This is a genomic window from Streptomyces sp. NBC_01166 (assembly GCF_045039765.1).
Classification (GTDB): domain Bacteria; phylum Actinomycetota; class Actinomycetes; order Streptomycetales; family Streptomycetaceae; genus Streptomyces.
Genome location: NZ_CP108613.1, coordinates 4,118,266 through 4,133,121, shown reverse-complemented (window position 1 = coordinate 4,133,121; position 14,856 = coordinate 4,118,266). Strand labels below are relative to the sequence as shown.

General features: G+C 71.9%; 13 protein-coding genes. 4 read left to right on the top strand and 9 right to left on the bottom strand.

From position 1 onward, the window contains the following. Positions 1-62: 62 nt before the first annotated feature. Positions 63-1,154: a winged helix DNA-binding domain-containing protein gene (locus OG379_RS18915; protein WP_405664305.1), complete on the bottom strand. Its 1,092-nt coding sequence runs from the start codon at positions 1,152-1,154 to the stop codon at positions 63-65. A 9-nt stretch (positions 1,155-1,163) separates the two neighbouring features. Further along, a complete protein-coding gene (locus OG379_RS18910; protein ID WP_405664304.1) occupies positions 1,164-1,586 on the bottom strand; it encodes a VOC family protein in 423 nt (140 codons plus the stop codon). A 92-nt stretch (positions 1,587-1,678) separates the two neighbouring features. Between OG379_RS18910 and OG379_RS18905 the strand changes: the two genes are divergently transcribed. Together OG379_RS18905 and OG379_RS18900 are read left to right on the top strand one after the other, a co-directional pair. Beyond that, complete coding sequence (locus OG379_RS18905; RefSeq protein WP_405664302.1) at positions 1,679-2,662, top strand: helix-turn-helix transcriptional regulator; 984 nt, start codon at positions 1,679-1,681, stop codon at positions 2,660-2,662. 42 nt (positions 2,663-2,704) lie between these two features. Beyond that, positions 2,705-3,565 (top strand): winged helix-turn-helix transcriptional regulator, encoded by an 861-nt coding sequence (locus OG379_RS18900; protein ID WP_405664300.1) that lies wholly within the window; start codon positions 2,705-2,707, stop codon positions 3,563-3,565. A 41-nt stretch (positions 3,566-3,606) separates the two neighbouring features. Here the strand turns inward: OG379_RS18900 and OG379_RS18895 are convergent, their stop codons facing one another. The 4 genes from OG379_RS18895 to OG379_RS18880 all read right to left on the bottom strand — a co-directional run bounded on the left by OG379_RS18895 (position 3,607) and on the right by OG379_RS18880 (position 9,812). Continuing rightward, entirely contained in the window at positions 3,607-4,353 is a 747-nt protein-coding gene (locus OG379_RS18895) for a DUF1838 family protein (protein WP_405664298.1), read from the bottom strand. Positions 4,354-4,549: 196 nt separating this feature from the next. Next, complete coding sequence (locus OG379_RS18890; RefSeq protein ID WP_405664296.1) at positions 4,550-6,637, bottom strand: serine/threonine-protein kinase; 2,088 nt, start codon at positions 6,635-6,637, stop codon at positions 4,550-4,552. A gap of 39 nt (positions 6,638-6,676) precedes the next feature. After that, positions 6,677-8,881 (bottom strand): protein kinase domain-containing protein, encoded by a 2,205-nt coding sequence (locus OG379_RS18885; RefSeq protein ID WP_405664294.1) that lies wholly within the window; start codon positions 8,879-8,881, stop codon positions 6,677-6,679. A gap of 4 nt (positions 8,882-8,885) precedes the next feature. Continuing rightward, positions 8,886-9,812 carry a serine/threonine protein kinase gene (locus OG379_RS18880; protein ID WP_405664292.1) on the bottom strand — a complete coding sequence of 309 codons (927 nt, stop codon included), beginning with the start codon at positions 9,810-9,812 and terminating at the stop codon, positions 8,886-8,888. Positions 9,813-10,347: 535 nt separating this feature from the next. Between OG379_RS18880 and OG379_RS18875 the strand changes: the two genes are divergently transcribed. Together OG379_RS18875 and OG379_RS18870 are read left to right on the top strand one after the other, a co-directional pair. Then, positions 10,348-10,947, top strand: coding sequence for a hypothetical protein (locus OG379_RS18875; RefSeq protein ID WP_405664290.1), 600 nt, complete (start codon positions 10,348-10,350; stop codon positions 10,945-10,947). Positions 10,948-11,153: 206 nt separating this feature from the next. Next, positions 11,154-11,912 carry a polysaccharide deacetylase family protein gene (locus tag OG379_RS18870; RefSeq protein WP_405664288.1) on the top strand — a complete coding sequence of 253 codons (759 nt, stop codon included), beginning with the start codon at positions 11,154-11,156 and terminating at the stop codon, positions 11,910-11,912. An 88-nt stretch (positions 11,913-12,000) separates the two neighbouring features. Here the strand turns inward: OG379_RS18870 and OG379_RS18865 are convergent, their stop codons facing one another. The 3 genes from OG379_RS18865 to OG379_RS18855 all read right to left on the bottom strand — a co-directional run bounded on the left by OG379_RS18865 (position 12,001) and on the right by OG379_RS18855 (position 14,790). Then, a complete protein-coding gene (locus tag OG379_RS18865; RefSeq protein ID WP_405664286.1) occupies positions 12,001-12,759 on the bottom strand; it encodes an SDR family NAD(P)-dependent oxidoreductase in 759 nt (252 codons plus the stop codon). 23 nt (positions 12,760-12,782) lie between these two features. Further along, positions 12,783-14,129 carry an MFS transporter gene (locus tag OG379_RS18860; RefSeq protein ID WP_405664284.1) on the bottom strand — a complete coding sequence of 449 codons (1,347 nt, stop codon included), beginning with the start codon at positions 14,127-14,129 and terminating at the stop codon, positions 12,783-12,785. Between the two features lie 76 nt (positions 14,130-14,205). Further along, complete coding sequence (locus OG379_RS18855; RefSeq protein WP_405664282.1) at positions 14,206-14,790, bottom strand: TetR/AcrR family transcriptional regulator; 585 nt, start codon at positions 14,788-14,790, stop codon at positions 14,206-14,208. Positions 14,791-14,856 lie beyond the last annotated feature (66 nt).

Here is a 14,856-nt window from a genome sequence, read left to right as displayed (position 1 = left end):
ATCTCCTCGCACGAGCCCCCGGTCGTCGTCGGCCGTGGAGCCGCCCCGTCGCGGACGGCGGTTCAGCCGGGTGTGATCGCGACGCGGTCGATGCCCTCGTCCAGGAAGGCGGCCAGCCCGTGGCCCTCCTCCTCGACGGCTTCCCGCTCCCGGGGAGAGAGGGGCCGCAAGGGCGTGACGCGCAGGTGCCGGTCGTGCGTGGTCCAGGTGGCGGCGACGCGGCCGTCGACCAGCACGGCGCGCTCCCCCGCGACGGACAGGCCGAGGTCGGCGTGGTCGATGATGCGGCTGCGGTCGCTGTAGCCGAGGATCGCGTTGTCGAAGGCCGGGAGGAACCGGACGGGGGCGGGTGTGTCCGGCGCCGGCCGCGGTGCGTCGGGCAGGTCGAGGAGCAGTCGGCCGCGTTCGTCCCGGAAGGTGACCAGCTCGTCCCGGAGGGCTTCGACCGCCGCGGGGAGACCGGCCAGACCGCTCCAGGAGCGGATGTCCGCCGTGGCGGCGGGTCCGTAGGCGGCGAGGTAGCGGCGCACGAGCCGCTGTCCGACCGGGTCGTCGGCGTCGTCGGGCAGCGGGGCGGGATCACGTCCGAGCCACGCGGCCAGGGGCAGGTTCCGTACGCCGGCCGTCGTCTTCCACAGCCCGCGCGGGGGAAGCTGCGCCATCGGGACCAGTGCGGCGACGACGAGCTCGCCCAGGGCGCGGCGCGGCGGGCCGGGCCAGCGGTCCTGGAGCGCCTGGACGAGCTCGGCCATGGTGCGGGGCCGGCCGTCGGCCATGACCGCCCGTCCGGCCGCGGCGACTTCGCCGGGGTCGATGCCGGCGAGTTCGTGCCGGTAGGTGCCCAGCACCCGCTGGAGCAGCATGGCGTCGTGGCGGGACCGCCAGGCGAGAGCGTCGTCGTCGGTGACCATGTGGACGGTGCGCCGCATCAGGTGTGTGCGTACGACGCGCCGTTCCGTCAGCGCCTGGTCGAGCCGGTCGGGTGTGAAGGCGCGCAGCCTCGTCCACAGGCCGGTGAAGGGCTCCTGCGGCTCCTGGGCCTGGAGGCCCGCCAGGTGCGCCACCGTCTCCCGGACCGGTGCGGTGGAGCGCTCCAGCAGGTACTGCCGGGCGAGGGTGGCGCGGTTGAGGGCGCGTGCGCCGAGGACGGTCATGGGAGTGGATCAGCCGTTGTACGGCGCCGCGACGTCCAGGACCCAGCTCACGCCGAAGCGGTCGGTGAGCATGCCGTACAGAGGCGCCCACTGCGACGGTTCCAGGGGCTGCACCACCGTCGAGCCCTCCGCCAGCTTCTGCCAGAGGGCGCTGATCTCATCCGTGTCGTCTCCGCGCACCGAGACGAAGAAGGGGCTGCTGCCCTGGTCCCAGGGCAGTTGGGACGGCACGTCGTAGGCCATGACGTGGAAGCCGTTGTCGCCCGTCACCTCGCCCCAGGCGACCCGGTCCGCCTCGTCCTCGTTCCGCACGTCGCCCATGTCCTTGTACGTCACGACGGTGACGCGGCCGCCGAAGACGGCCCGGTAGTGGTCCAGCGCCGCCCTCGCGTCGCCCCGGAAGTTCAGATGAGTGGTGGTCGTGACGGACATGCCTTCTCCTTGTTGCTCGGGCTGATCTTGGTGCCGACCATTCCATGGGTAGCGGACAGGTTGTGTCCTGTAATCCAGGGAGAATGGTGGGCATGCAGAAGACGTCCTCCCGGCTGCTCGCGCTGCTCTCGCTGCTCCAGACGCATCGCGACTGGTCCGGCGACGATCTCGCGGAGCGGCTCGACATCACCCCGCGCACGGTGCGCCGCGACATCGACCGCCTCCGGGAGCTGGGTTACCCGGTCCGCGCCTTCAAGGGGCCCGCCGGCGGCTACCGCCTGGACGCCGGCTCGCAGCTGCCCCCACTGCTGTTCGACGACGGCCAGGCCGTCGCCCTGGCTCTCGCCCTGCAGTCCGCTGCCACCGACGGCACGATCGGCGAGGATGCCGCACGGGCCCTGGCCACCGTCCGCCAGGTCATGCCGCTCCGGCTGCGTCAGCGCATCGACATGCTGCGGGTCACCGCGGTCCGGCCGCCCGGCGCCGAGGAGACCTCCCCGGCCGGCACGGAGCTCCTCGTGGAGCTGGGCCGCGTGATCCACGCCCGCGAGGAGCTGCGCTTCGACTACGGGCAGGAGGCCCCCGGCCGGGCCCGCCGGACCCAGCCGCACCACCTCGTCACCTGGCGCGGCCACTGGTACCTGATCGCCTGGGATCTCGAACGTGAGGACTGGCGCACCTTCCGCGTCGACCGCATCCGGCCCCGCACCCCCACCGGCCCGCGCTTCACCCCGCGCGACCTCCCCGGGCCGGACGTGGCCGCGTTCGTCACCGGCCGGTTCCGGGGGACCGACGGTTCCACCACCGACTGGCCCTGCCGCGGCGAAGTGGTCCTCGGCCTTCCCGCGCAGGCCGTGGCGCCCTTCGCGCGGGACGGAATCGTGGAGGCGCTCGGCCCCGGCCGCTGCCGCCTCACCCTCGGCTCCTGGTCGTGGACCGGTCTCGCCACCACCATCGGCCACTTCGGGACCGACATCCGGGTCGTCGGCCCACCGCAGCTCACCCGTGCGTTCGCCGAGCTCGCCGCGCGTTACGCCGAGGCCGCAGGCGGTGGTTCCGAAAGGGAACTTACTTAGGATGGGCCGACTGTCCCACCCTCGCCCCTCCGGAGTGCAGCCATGAATCCACGCCGCGCCGCCGATGACACCTGTGGGATCGCCCAGGCTGCCGCCGTGGTGGGGGACTGGTGGAGTCTGCTGGTGCTCCGCGAGGTCGCACGCGGGCATGTGCGCTTCGAGAGCCTGGCCCAGGAACTCGGCGTGTCCCGCAAGGTCCTCACCGAGCGGCTGCGAGGACTGGTCGGGAGCGAGGTCCTGGAACGCCGCCTCTACCAGGAGCGCCCGGAGCGGTACGAGTACCACCTGACGCCGCGCGGGCAGGGCTTCGTGCCCGTCCTGGTCTCCCTCCAGGACTGGGCGGACCGCTGGCTGCTCGGGGACGGCACCGTCACCGGGCTCCCGGGCGAGGAGGCCGCCGAGACCCGGCGCACCCGGGGGCTGGTGGGGGAGACGGTCCCCTCGGGGCTGACGCTGCCGGGCACGGACGGCCGACCGCACGACGTGGTCGGCGAAGGGGCGCGGGCCACGGTCGTCTTCGCGTACCCCGGCACGGGCATCCCGGAGGGGATCCCGGGGGGCGTGGGATGCACTCTGGAGAACCGACTGTTCCGGCAGGCGTGGCCCCGCTTCGAAGCGGCCGGCGTCGTCGTCCACGGTGTCAGCACCCAGCCCGCCGAGGCGCAGGCGGACTTCGCGAAGGCCGAGGAACTGCCGTTCCTCCTGCTGTCCGACGCCAGGCTCGAGCTCACGGCGGCGCTGCGGCTGCCGACCTTCCGGACGGGCCAGGATCTCCGTATCAAACGCCTCATCCTGATCGTCGGCCCGGACCGCGTGGTGCGCCATGTGATGCTGCCCGTCACCGACATCCCGGGTGCGGTGGACGAAGCCCTGGACCTGGCGGCCGCCCTACCCGGTGGCTGAGCGTGGCACCGGATCCGCCACCACGCTGCCGGGCCTGACGGCTACTCCGGCGGGTTCAGCTTGCGGAAGTACGTCCAGCTGGTCTCGTTCGGCTCGCTCCACTCCTCCGGAGCGTGGGCGAACTCCGGGTGGCGGTCCGCGATGTAGGCGCGGGTCCGCCCGGGGACCTCGGCGTACGAACCGAGCTTGCGGCCCCGGCAGTGGAAGGTGAGGCCGCCCGGCCGCTGCCCGCGGGCCATCCACGGGAGCCACGGGGACATCCGGCTCCACGACATGGTGGCCGGGACACCGGGCCCCGGGCCGGCCAGGTCGGCGCGGTCGGCGAAGAACTGGAAGAGCTCCAGGGCCTTGTACGTGTCACCGGCCGAGTGGACGGGGTACTGGGCGACCGGCAGCGGCGAGGGGTAGGCGAGCGGGATCTCGAGGCTGAAGCAGACCTGGCCGCCGAGTTCGGTCGTCGGGATCGGGAAGGGGCGCCACTTCTGGTTCGCGGGGTCGTTCCAGACGTGCACCACCGGCAGGTCCTGCCAGGTCTCCAGGATCTCGCGAGTGGCGGGATCCAGGTAGAAGGCGGCCTCACGGGTGAGCAGCCGGTACGCGTCCGGGCCGGCCTCGGAGTCCTGGACCAGGCGGGAGACATTGAGACCTTCGAAGCCGAAGACGCGCTGGTAGGGCTCGTCGGGGGCCCAGGAGTACACGTCCCCGGACCACCAGTACGTGACCTCCTCACCGTCGAGCGAGGCGCGGGTCCGGGCGAAGGAGCGGAGCAGCTCCGCGGTAGTCGTCATACGGACCACTGTGCGCGACCGCCGCCCCGGCCGGGGGGCGAACACCCGGGCCGGGGCGGCGGATACGGCGGCGGGCCCGGTGAAGAACGGCCGGGCGCCGGTGCTCAGTGGCCGTGGTCGCAGTTACGGCCGGGGCACCGGATCCAGCGCGAGCATGAGCTGGGCCCGGACCCGCTCGCGGAACGGGCCGGGCCGTTCAGAACACCGGGAGCGCGACGACCGAGCCCTCGTGCAGGAGGAACACCCGGTTGTCCGCGGCGGCCATGTGCCAGTCGCCCTCCGACTCCGGCTCGTAGGTCCACATGAGCTCGCTGTCCGATTCGCTGCCCGGGCTGTTCCCGAAGGCCGATACGCCTGACGAGGTGCCCCCCTCGACGATCCAGAGAGTGCTGCCCTGGACGACCGGTGGTGTGCGGGACGGAAGGGTGCCGTCCGGCCACGCGACGTATCCGTCCCCGGCACCGGATGCCTTGTCGACCCGGTAGAGGCGGCCGTCGTCGATGGCGACGAGGGAGCCGCCGGATATCACGGGGGAGCCCCACCCGTCCTGCTCGGGGCTCAGGGAGTTCGAAGACGCCGACCAGACCTCGTCGCCGCTCTCCAGGTCGAGTGCCAGGAGCGACTTGCCGCCGACGTAGACGAACCGCTCCTCGACGGCGGGGGTCAGCGCCGTCCCGGCGTGGCCGCCCAACTGCCAGGCCTCGTCGCCGTTGGCGGAGTCGAGGGCGAAGTAGTGCCCGTCCGCCGTGCAGACGACCAGCCGGCCCGATCCGGCAACGGCCACGGCGGCCTGGTCGACGGTGGCCTCGGCGGGGGCGCCCACCGTCCAGCGGACCCTGTGCGCCTCGGTGTCGACGGCCGCCATTTCCCCGTCCCGCGTCAGCACGAAGACGAGCTTCGCGTCGGACGAGGCGGCCAGCAGCTTCTCGGCCTTCGCCGGGACACTCCACTGCGGCTCGCTGGTGGACGCGTCGTAGCAGCGGACGTCGCCGTCGGCGTCGACTGCGACGAACTGCTCGTCCGTCAGCTTCAGGAGGCCCGCCGAAGGCGACACCTCCGGAAGCGTCCACTTCAGGCGGCCGTCGGTCACCCTGTGCGCCGCAAGTCCTTCCGACGAGCCGGCCGTCATGACCACATCCCGCACCGGCAGCAGCACGGACGCGCTCGGAGAGGCCGCCTTCAGCGGCCCCCAGAGGGGCTTGGGCAGCGTGCCCGACTCGTACTCACCGGCGGCCAGCAGCTCCGCCGGCTCTGCGTCCGCGGCTTCGGGCAGACCGGGCCCTCTGTTCAGCCACCAGGCCGTCGCGCCGCCGCCCAGAGCGAGCACCGCTCCGCCGGCGGCGAGAGAGGTGAGGAAGAGCCGCCGTGACGGCTTCGCATCCGCGACCGTGGTGCCTGCCAGAGTGCTGAGCCGGCTCGTCCGGGTCTCGTGCTCCTTGATCTGCGTGCCGAGAACACCCTTCTTCCACAGCCTGTCCGCGCCGCGAGGAGGCGCGGACAGCTGGATCACCGACGAGGGCTGGGGACGGTGAGCGGGATCCTTGGCCAGGCACGGCGCGATGAGGGGGCGGAGCCCTTCCGGCACGGCGTGGAGCGCGGGACTGCCGTGCACCACCTCGTACTGCACCGCCGCGACATGCGCACCCTCGTACGCCTGCCTGCCGCTCGCCGCGTACACCAGGACCGCCCCGAGGGAGAACACGTCGGCCGACGGGCCGACGCGCTGACCCAGGATCTGCTCGGGTGCCCCGTATCCGGGGGTCGCCGGCGCCTGACCCGTGGTGGTCAGAGTGAGGCCGTGCTCGGGGCGCGCGATGCCGAAGTCGATGACGCGGGGGCCCGAGGAAGTGAGCACGATATTGGCCGGCTTGAGGTCGCGGTGGATCAGCCCCGCCGCGTGGATCTCCCGCAGGGTCGACGCCAGGGCGGCGGCCAGCGCGCGTACACCGGCCTCGTCCAGCGGCCCGTGACCCGCGACCGCCTGTTCCAGCGTCGGCCCCGAGAGGTACTCGGTGGCGATCCAGGGGCGCCCGCCCTCGGTGTGCGACCCGACGACGCGTGCCACACCGGTGCTGCTCACCGCCTGCGCGGTCCGGGCCTCGCGCAGGAACCGCTGGGCGAGGTTGTGGTCGTGCGCGAGCTCGGGACGGAGCACCTTGACGGCCGCGAGGCGACCGGAACTGTCATGACCCACGTACACCTTGCCCATGCCGCCCTCGCCGAGCACACCGGCGATGCGGTACGGCCCCAGCCGGATCGGGTCGCCGAAACTGAGAGGTTGCATGGTGTGAGCCGAGCCCTTCGTGGTGATGAGGTGGGGCGCCTACGACGAGGCCTGGTCCGAGGGCTGCTCCAGCGGAAGGGCGGCCACGGGCCCTTCTCCGACGCCGATGAGCAGCCCCTCCGCGATCAGGGCGCTGAACTTGTCGAGACTCTCCGGGTGGAGCCAGGCCGTTTCGTGGCTGCGGAGACCGATGGCGCGCAGCCCCGCCGCGCAGTGCTTGTAGACGTAGTGGTCGTCGACCGTGGGCGCCACCCTCAGCTCGTGCCCGGAAGCCACCGGGTTCTTCTCCCGCCACAGGAGTGCGCCGGTGCCCGCGTCGATGGCCACGAGGCCCCGCTCTCCCACCGCCTCCACCGCGTAGACGACTCCGTCCTTCACCGCGGGAGGGCCGTACGCGGTCACGTTCGTCCCCTTGTAACTCCAGGCCTCCTTGCCGTCCTTCACACGCCGCGCCCGGACCGCGTCCGACGCGGTGTAGAGGTGCTCGGTGTCCAAGGAGACGGGGCTGCGCGCGGCGTCGACGGCCGTGAGACCGAGGGGCGCCCGCCAGACGCGCTTCCCCGTACGCGTGTCGCAGACGAGTGCGTCGACCCCGCCGGCTTCCGTACGGAAGAAGAGGACCAGGCTCGAACCGGTCACTCGGGCCCCGGTCACCCAGGGGTACTCCCCGGGCACGGTCTCGTCCAGGACCAGCTCGGTGCGCCGTTTGCCCGTCGAGAGGGAGAAGGAGGCGATGAGCCAGCCCCGTTCGGGGCCGACACCGCTCGACTCGGCGGTGTCCTCCTCACGCACCCGCGCGGTGAGCAGCCAGGCCACGTCACCGTCGACGCAGAGAAGCTGATTCCCCACCAGCTTCCCGTTGTACGCCTTCTCGACCACGACCGGATCTGCCAGAGACCCGTCGCCGAGGTCGATCTCCGCGATACGGAGTCCTTCTCCCGGGTCCAGGGAGTAGTCCACCGCGAAGAGCCGCTCTCCGTCCGTGGCCACGTCCCAGGAGCTCAGCACCGCGTTGCCCGACCAGGCGGGCCGCCCGGTCGACGCCTCCACGGCGCTCACCCCGGCCTCGGTGGTCACGATCAACTTGTCGCCGACCACCAGCGGACGTCCCAGCTCATCGGGTGCGGCCGTCGTGATGTTCCGCTTCCACCGGGCCACGGGAGCGCTGCCCGCGCCCGCGGACTTCGGCGCGTCCGGGCCCCGCTCCCGCGTCGCCGCCCAGACACCCGCGCCGGCGGCCGCCGTGGCCAGCAGCGCACTGCCGCTGATGGTGAGGAGCTTGCGGCGGCTCATGCCGGGTGCCGCGGTGGCCGGGACGGTCTCGGCCGTCGCGTGACCGGCGGGAGCGGGAAGCCGCTCCGGCCGGTGCTGCCAGACCTCCGACGCCCGCCGGGCTATGTCGGCGAGCAGGGCGTCGGGCAGATGGTCCGCGAAGTGACCCTCACCGCTGTGGAGCCGGCTGACGAGGTCGTGGGTGGTGGGCCGCCCGGCCGGATCCTTGGCCAGGCAGGGGCCGAGGACGGCGGCCAGGGCCGGGGGGAGGCCGGAGAGGTCCGGTTCGGCGTAGCGGACGCGGTACAGGAGGTCCGCCGCCTGCCCGGTGCCGAAGGGACCGTGGCCGGTGGCGGCGTGGAGAAGGACTCCGGCGAGGGCGAACACGTCACCCGCGGGGGTGTGTTCCTGGCCGACCGCCTGCTCGGGGGACATGAAGGCGGGTGTCCCGGCGGCGGACCCGGGGCGGGTCAGGTGGTCGCCGCCGGAGGCGTGGGCGATGCCGAAGTCGATGATCTTGGGCCCGTAGGCGGTGACCATCACGTTCGAGGGCTTCAGATCGCGGTGGACCACGTCCGAGGCGTGGAGCTGGCCCAGGGCCCCGGCGAGCGCGGCGCCCAGCGCGCGTACGGTCGCCTCGGGCAGGGGGCCGCAGAGGGCGACTGCGTCGTCCAGGGGCGGGCCGAGGACGTATTCGGTGGCGAGCCACGGGGTGGGCGCCAGGGGATCGGCGTCGACGACGACGGCGCCGTGATGGCCGCCGATGATGCGCGCCGCGTCCGTCTCCAGGCGGAAGCGGGTGCGCGACGCCGGGTCGGCCGCGATGGACGGGTGCATGGTCTTCAGAGCGAGCGTGCGGCCGCCCTGCGAACGAGCCAGGTAGACGGTTCCCATACCGCCGTGGCCCAGCCGCGCGAGCAGGCGGAAGCCCGCCAGCCCGGCCGGATCGTCATGGGTCAGAGGGGAGAGCATCGCGTCAGGTCCTGGCGGTCTGTGAGATCGGGGTACGGACTTCCGCGGCGAGGACCTCCGCGGACTGGCGTGCCATGGCCGCGACCACCCGGCTCGGCAGCCAGCCCGGCCCCAGCAGTGCGCCGGCCGGGTCCAGGACCGTCGCCACGGGGGCGGACGACGCTCCCGCCAGCGCGCCCAGCACCTCGGGCGCGGCCGGGCGGGCGGCGGCGTCACGCGCCAGACAGCGCGCGACCAACGAACGCAGGGAATCCGGCAGTTCCGAGGTGTCGGGGACCGAGTGCCCGGTCGCCGCGTATGCCAGCACCGCACCCAGCCCGTAGACGTCGCCGGGCGGCCGGGGTCGCCCGCCCGACGCCTGCTCGGGGGCCAGGCTGCCTGGCTCGAGGCCGGGCAGACCGGTGCGTCCCGTGCCGTCCGGGGCCGCGGTGCGGACCGCTCCGAAGCAGGTGAGGCGTGGTCCGTCCCAGGCGAGGAGCACGGAGGCGGGGGACAGACCGGCATGCGTGATGCCGACGGCGTGCGCGCCCGTGAGGGTCTCCGCCAGGGCCGCGCCCAGGGACCGGACCGTGCGTTCGGGCAGTGGTCCGCCGTGCACGGCGAGCGCCACCGGGAGCGGGAGCACGGGAAGGTAAGGGGCGGCGTACCAGGGGGCGTCGGGCGGGGCAGCGAGCTCGGCGACGGGCAGGACCCAGGGGCCGAGGAGCCGGCGGCCCGCGTCGGCTTCGACGAGGAAGCGCCCCGGGTCGGCGCCGTCGAGCGGCGCGCTGATGAGTACCGTACGCTCGCCGTCCGCGCTGCGCCCGATGAACCGGCGTACGGGGACGGGCGGTTGGCCCGGCCCGCTCGGGTCGAGACGGGCGATGAGGTGGTACGGGCCGATCCGCCGCGGCCCGTCCGGGTGCGGACGGTCCGTGCGTGCTCGTTCCATGTGCGAATCCCCCCACCCACGACAGCGGCCAGATGAGACTACCGGCGTGCCGGACCGGAGGCGCCGCCACCCTCCACGCGGGGTATTTGGAGAGCGACGGCGGACGGGTGCACCGGCCGGTCCCGCCATGCCGGTCCCGCCGTCCATGCGGGCTTACGGACGTAAGACTACGGGTGTAAGTCGAGCACTGCAAGAGGTTACGGCCATGAACTTGCGCCCGTAAGGTCACGCATGTCGCAGGATCGCGCGGCAGGCTCCCTGCACAACGGGGCGCCTCGTTCGCCACGGCCCGCCGCGCGGCTGTGCCGCGAGGTATTCGCGAGGCCGCTCCAATTCCACTCGGCGTCCGAGGTAATTCCGAAAGGCTCTCCGGCGGAGCCTCGAATCGTTCTTGCGTCGCATTTATCTCCAGTGCCTGCGTTTTGCCTGCGATGCGAAAATATCCTCCCGACGCCCTGCGCGGGGAAAATTGCTCGCCGCTTTCGTGGTATAGTCCTAATGGATTTACAGGACGCCGCGAAAAAAGGGGAATGGCGTGAATACCGAGAAGGTCACGGCTCGACGTCTTACGGCCGCAGAGGTCTCCGAACTGGGCCTCCAGGACGGCATCTTCGTCTCGGCAGGGACGGACGGCCTTCCTCTCGACTGCTACGCACCGGCTTTCCTCACGGAGCCGGGAAAGAATTTCGAGGGAGGGGCCTTCGCCGTGAGGACCATCTTCGGCGAGGAGGCTCATGTTCTCCCTGATAATGCGGAGGAGAGCGGGATCTGGATTGCCGACAAGGCGGGGGAAGAGATCGAGGTTCTCCAGAGTGCCGGCGTCCTCCTGAATCTCGCCCTTTTCGTGCCCGCCGGGAACAAGGATTCCCTGGAATCGCTCTACTCCGCCGCACGGGACGCGTTCGGCGCGGGCATCGTGCAGCGCTGGAGCGAGGAGACCGTCGCGGTGCCGGACGTCAAGGTCGACCTGTACGAGGAGCCGGCGCGCGGGCGGAAGAGCGCGAACAGCCAGAACCGCGACCGCCGCGCCCTGGACATCTACCCGACCCGGGTGCGGTTCCTGGAGCCCAGCGACGGCTGGAGGTTCGTCGTCGAACCGCACAAGGAGGTCGTCGACGAGACGCCGACGATCTGACCTGACCTGATGGCAGGTTGAGTCTCAGTCTTTCGCGGGAGCCCGTCAGCTTGCTGACGGGCTCTTCGTCTGTCGCGGAACCCCTGCGTTTGTCGCCGGCCCCCTGCGGGTTCGTCCGTGATCGGTAACAGGGGTGCCTGGCCAGGGTGTTCGTGTGACTTGATGGGGCCACGGCATCGGCGGAAGCAGCAAAGGGGCGGTCGGACATGGCAAGGCACAAGGGAAAGGGATGGCACGGCCGGCTCCTCACCGCAGGGCTCGGGGTGACGGTGGTGGCTGCCGCCGCCTCGGTGTGGACGGCGCAGGCCGACCCCGCCGGAGCGCGGAAGCCGCAAGGGCAGGTCTCGGCGCCGGTCGCCAAGGTGGCGGCCGACATCGCGCACGCCTCCGACCGCGGCGCCCGCGGCGTCAACATCACCATCGACGACGGACCGGACCCGGTCTGGACGCCGCAGGTGCTGCAATTGCTGGAGGACAACGGCGTGAAGGCCACGTTCTGCATGGTGGGCACGCAGGCCAAGGCGTACCCGGACCTGGTCAAGAAGGTCGTGGCGGCCGGGCACCGGCTGTGCGACCACACGGTCGCGCACGACACCACGATGGACACGCAGTCCGAGGCGTTCCAGTCGCAGCAGATCCTCGATGCCGAACGCATGATCACCGAGGCCTCCGGAGGCGTACGACCGCAGTACTACCGGGCCCCGGGAGGCGCTTTCACTCCGTACAGCAGGAAGCTCGCCGCGTCCCGGGGGATGCGGCCGCTGGGCTGGAACGTCGATTCCAAGGACTTCGAGCTTCCCGGCGCGGACACCATGGTCGCCACCGTGAAGAGGGAGATCTCCAACGGCCCGACCGTGCTCTTCCACGACGCGGGAGGGGACCGCTCCCAGACCGTGGCAGCCCTGCGCGAGGTGCTGCCCTGGCTGAAGGAGCAGGGATACTCCTTCGGCTTCCCCGTGCGGTGAGTGAGGCCCGACCGTCTCCACCGGTACACCGAGAAATGCTCAGCGGGGAAGGCCGGGCTCGCAGAGCATCGTCCACGTCTGCGAACTCTCAGGCTGACGCCCCGCTGTCGACGACCAGGTCGGTGCCGACCGTCGCGCCGGCCATGGGCGAGGCGAGGTAGAGCACCGCGGCCGCCACCTCCTCTGCCTCCGCGACCCGGCCGAGGGGGTTCTCCGACTTCACCCGCTCGGCACGGTCGGCCTCGGTCTCGCCGGGCCGTAGGGACATGGGCGCCGCGGATGCGCCAGGGCTGACCGCGTTGATGCGAATGCCCTGGTGGACGTGGTCGAGAGCGGCGGCGCGGGTCAGCGCGGAGACTGCTGCCTTCGAGGTGATGTACGCGGCGGCGTTCGGGATGCGCAGGTGCGCGCCGAGGTTGGAGGAGATGTTGACGATGACCCCTCCGCCGTTCTCCTTCATGTGCGCGATCTCGTGCTTCATGGCCAGCCAGACGCCGGTGACATTGGTCCGCAGCACCGCGTCCCAGTCCTCCTCGCTCACGTCTCCGACGGGTACGGTGCCGCGGAGTATCCCTGCGTTGTTGACCGCGATGTCGAGGCCGCCGAAGCGGGTGACGGTCGCGCGTACGAGGTTTCGGAGCATGCCGGAGTCGGTCACGTCGGCAGTGACGGCGGCAGCCGTGCCGCCGGCCGCCTCGATGAGGCCGACCGTCTCGTCCAGGGAGGCCGCGGTGCGACCCGCGACGATCACGGACGCCCCCTCTGCGGCGAAGGCGAGGGCGGTCGCACGGCCGAGACCGGAGCCGGCACCCGTGACGAGTGCGCTCTTGCCGGTGAAGCGGTTCATTCCGTAACTCCTTGTGTGAGGGATCACTTGGTGCGGTGGTTCAGGAGGGCGACGAGAGCCAGGGCGGCCCCCGTCGCTCCGAGGGACCAGGCGTCGCTGCCGAGTGAGAGCAGCGCGGCGAACAGGACGGTCGGGCCGAGCTCCATCGCGCTGTTCAGCACGCTGCCCGCGAGCCCGGTCCGCCCAGGCGGTACGCCTTCGACGGCGAGCACGGCGGCTCCTCCGAAGCCGGCCGCGGCGCCGGCCGACAACAGGACCAGGCCCGGCGCCAGTCCATAGGCGTACGGGGTGTGTGTCTGCAGCCCGGTGGACGCGAGGAGTGCGAGCCCGGCCCCGCCGGTGCCGAGTCCGGCGGTCGTCACGGCACGGGCTCCGTACCGGGTGATGAGCGGCCCCGCCGCCCGGCCCGAGGCGATCAGCGAGATGGCGAACGGCGTGAAGGCGGCAGAGGTCTGCAGCGGTGACCAGCCCCGTGACTGCTGCAGGTGGAGCGAGAGGACCACGAAGGCCGTCGCGGTCGCACAAGCGCTCAGCGCGATGGCCGTGAGGGCGAGGGCTCGCCGCTGATCGAGGAGGAAGGCGGTCGGCAGGAGCGGGTCGCGGGCGCGGCGCTCGGCGCACAGGAACCCGGCAGACAGTGCGATACCGCCGAGTAACGGCACGAGCACACCGGCCGACGACCAGGGCCGCGTGTCGGTGACGACGAGCCCGTAACTGGTGAGGGTGATCCCGGCGGTGGCGAGCAGGGCGCCCGGAAGGTCAAGAGTTCTGTCCCGGTTCGGAGAGGTGGGCGGCAGTAACCGGGGCGCGAGAACGAGGGCGGTGACCGCGACCATGAGGGGCACCGCGAAGGTCCAACGCCACGAAAGCAGCGACAGGATGACTCCGGAGAGCAGATTGCCGGCGGTTGCGCCGAGTACGGAGAGCCCGCCCCAGGTGGCCGTCGCCCCGCGGTACTCGGTGGGGGAGGAGAAGACGACGCGCAGCACCGCCATGGCGGCGGGCGCGACGAGGGCTGCGCCGGCGCCCTGCGCGAAGCGTGCGGCGATGAGTGCCCCGATGCCGGGAGCTGACGGGGCGACGGCGGAGGCGACGGCGAAGAGGGCCAGGCCGGCGGTGAGCGTGCGCCGCCCGCCGTAGCGGTCGGCGAGACGGCCGCCGAAGAGCAGCAGTCCGGCGAAAGTCAGTCCGTAGGCGGCGCTGAGCAGAATCAGGTCGTCCCGCTGCAGGCCGAATTCACGTCCGATGTGAGGCAGCGGTACGGCGATGGCGGAGAGCGTGAAGATCAGTGTGATCTGGATGCTGCCGAGAAGGGCGAAGGCGTATCGGTCCTGCACGTTGACGGCGCGGCTGGCTCCTTCGGCAGTCATGACCCGCTCTCATACTTGATCGATCGGTCTATTATCCGGGCATGGGAAGGGATCCGACGGTCCTGGCGGGCGTGATTCAGTCCAGCAGGGTCAGTGCCTGTTCGGCCGCGTCCCGCACCCGGGCGGGATCGCTGGAGGCCTTCCCGACGATCCGTACGCCCTGCAGCAGGACGAGGAGCATGCGGGCCAGCGCCCGAGGGTCGCGATCCTCGGGCAGCTCGCCCTGCGCCTGGGCCCGCACGAGCGCGGAGTGCAGCGGGGTCTCCAGATGTTCCCAGCTGATCTCCACCCGGCGCGCCGCCGCGGAGTCGTGCGGGGCCAGCTCGGCCGCGGTGTTGGTGATGAGGCAGCCGTTCAGCCGGCCGTCGGGGGAAGTGGCCTCCGAGGCGAAGCGGCGTACCACCGTCCGCACGGCGGGCAGTGCGGGTCCCGGCTGGGACAGCTCGGCGACGAGGGACGGATCGCGCCCCTCCGAGTACCGGTCCATGGCCTTCAGGTACAGCTCGTGCTTGTTGCCGAAGGTGGCGTAGATGCTGGCGCGGCCGATGCCGAGGTGCTCGACGAGGTCGGCCATCGACGTTGCTTCGTAACCGCGTCGCCAGAACAGCTCGAGGGCCGACTGCAGCGCGGCGTCCGGATCGAATTCCTTGGTCCTGGCCACACCGGAGACCATAAGCTCATCTAGAACGGTCGGTCAATAATGTGTCCGGCTTGACCCTCACGTTGC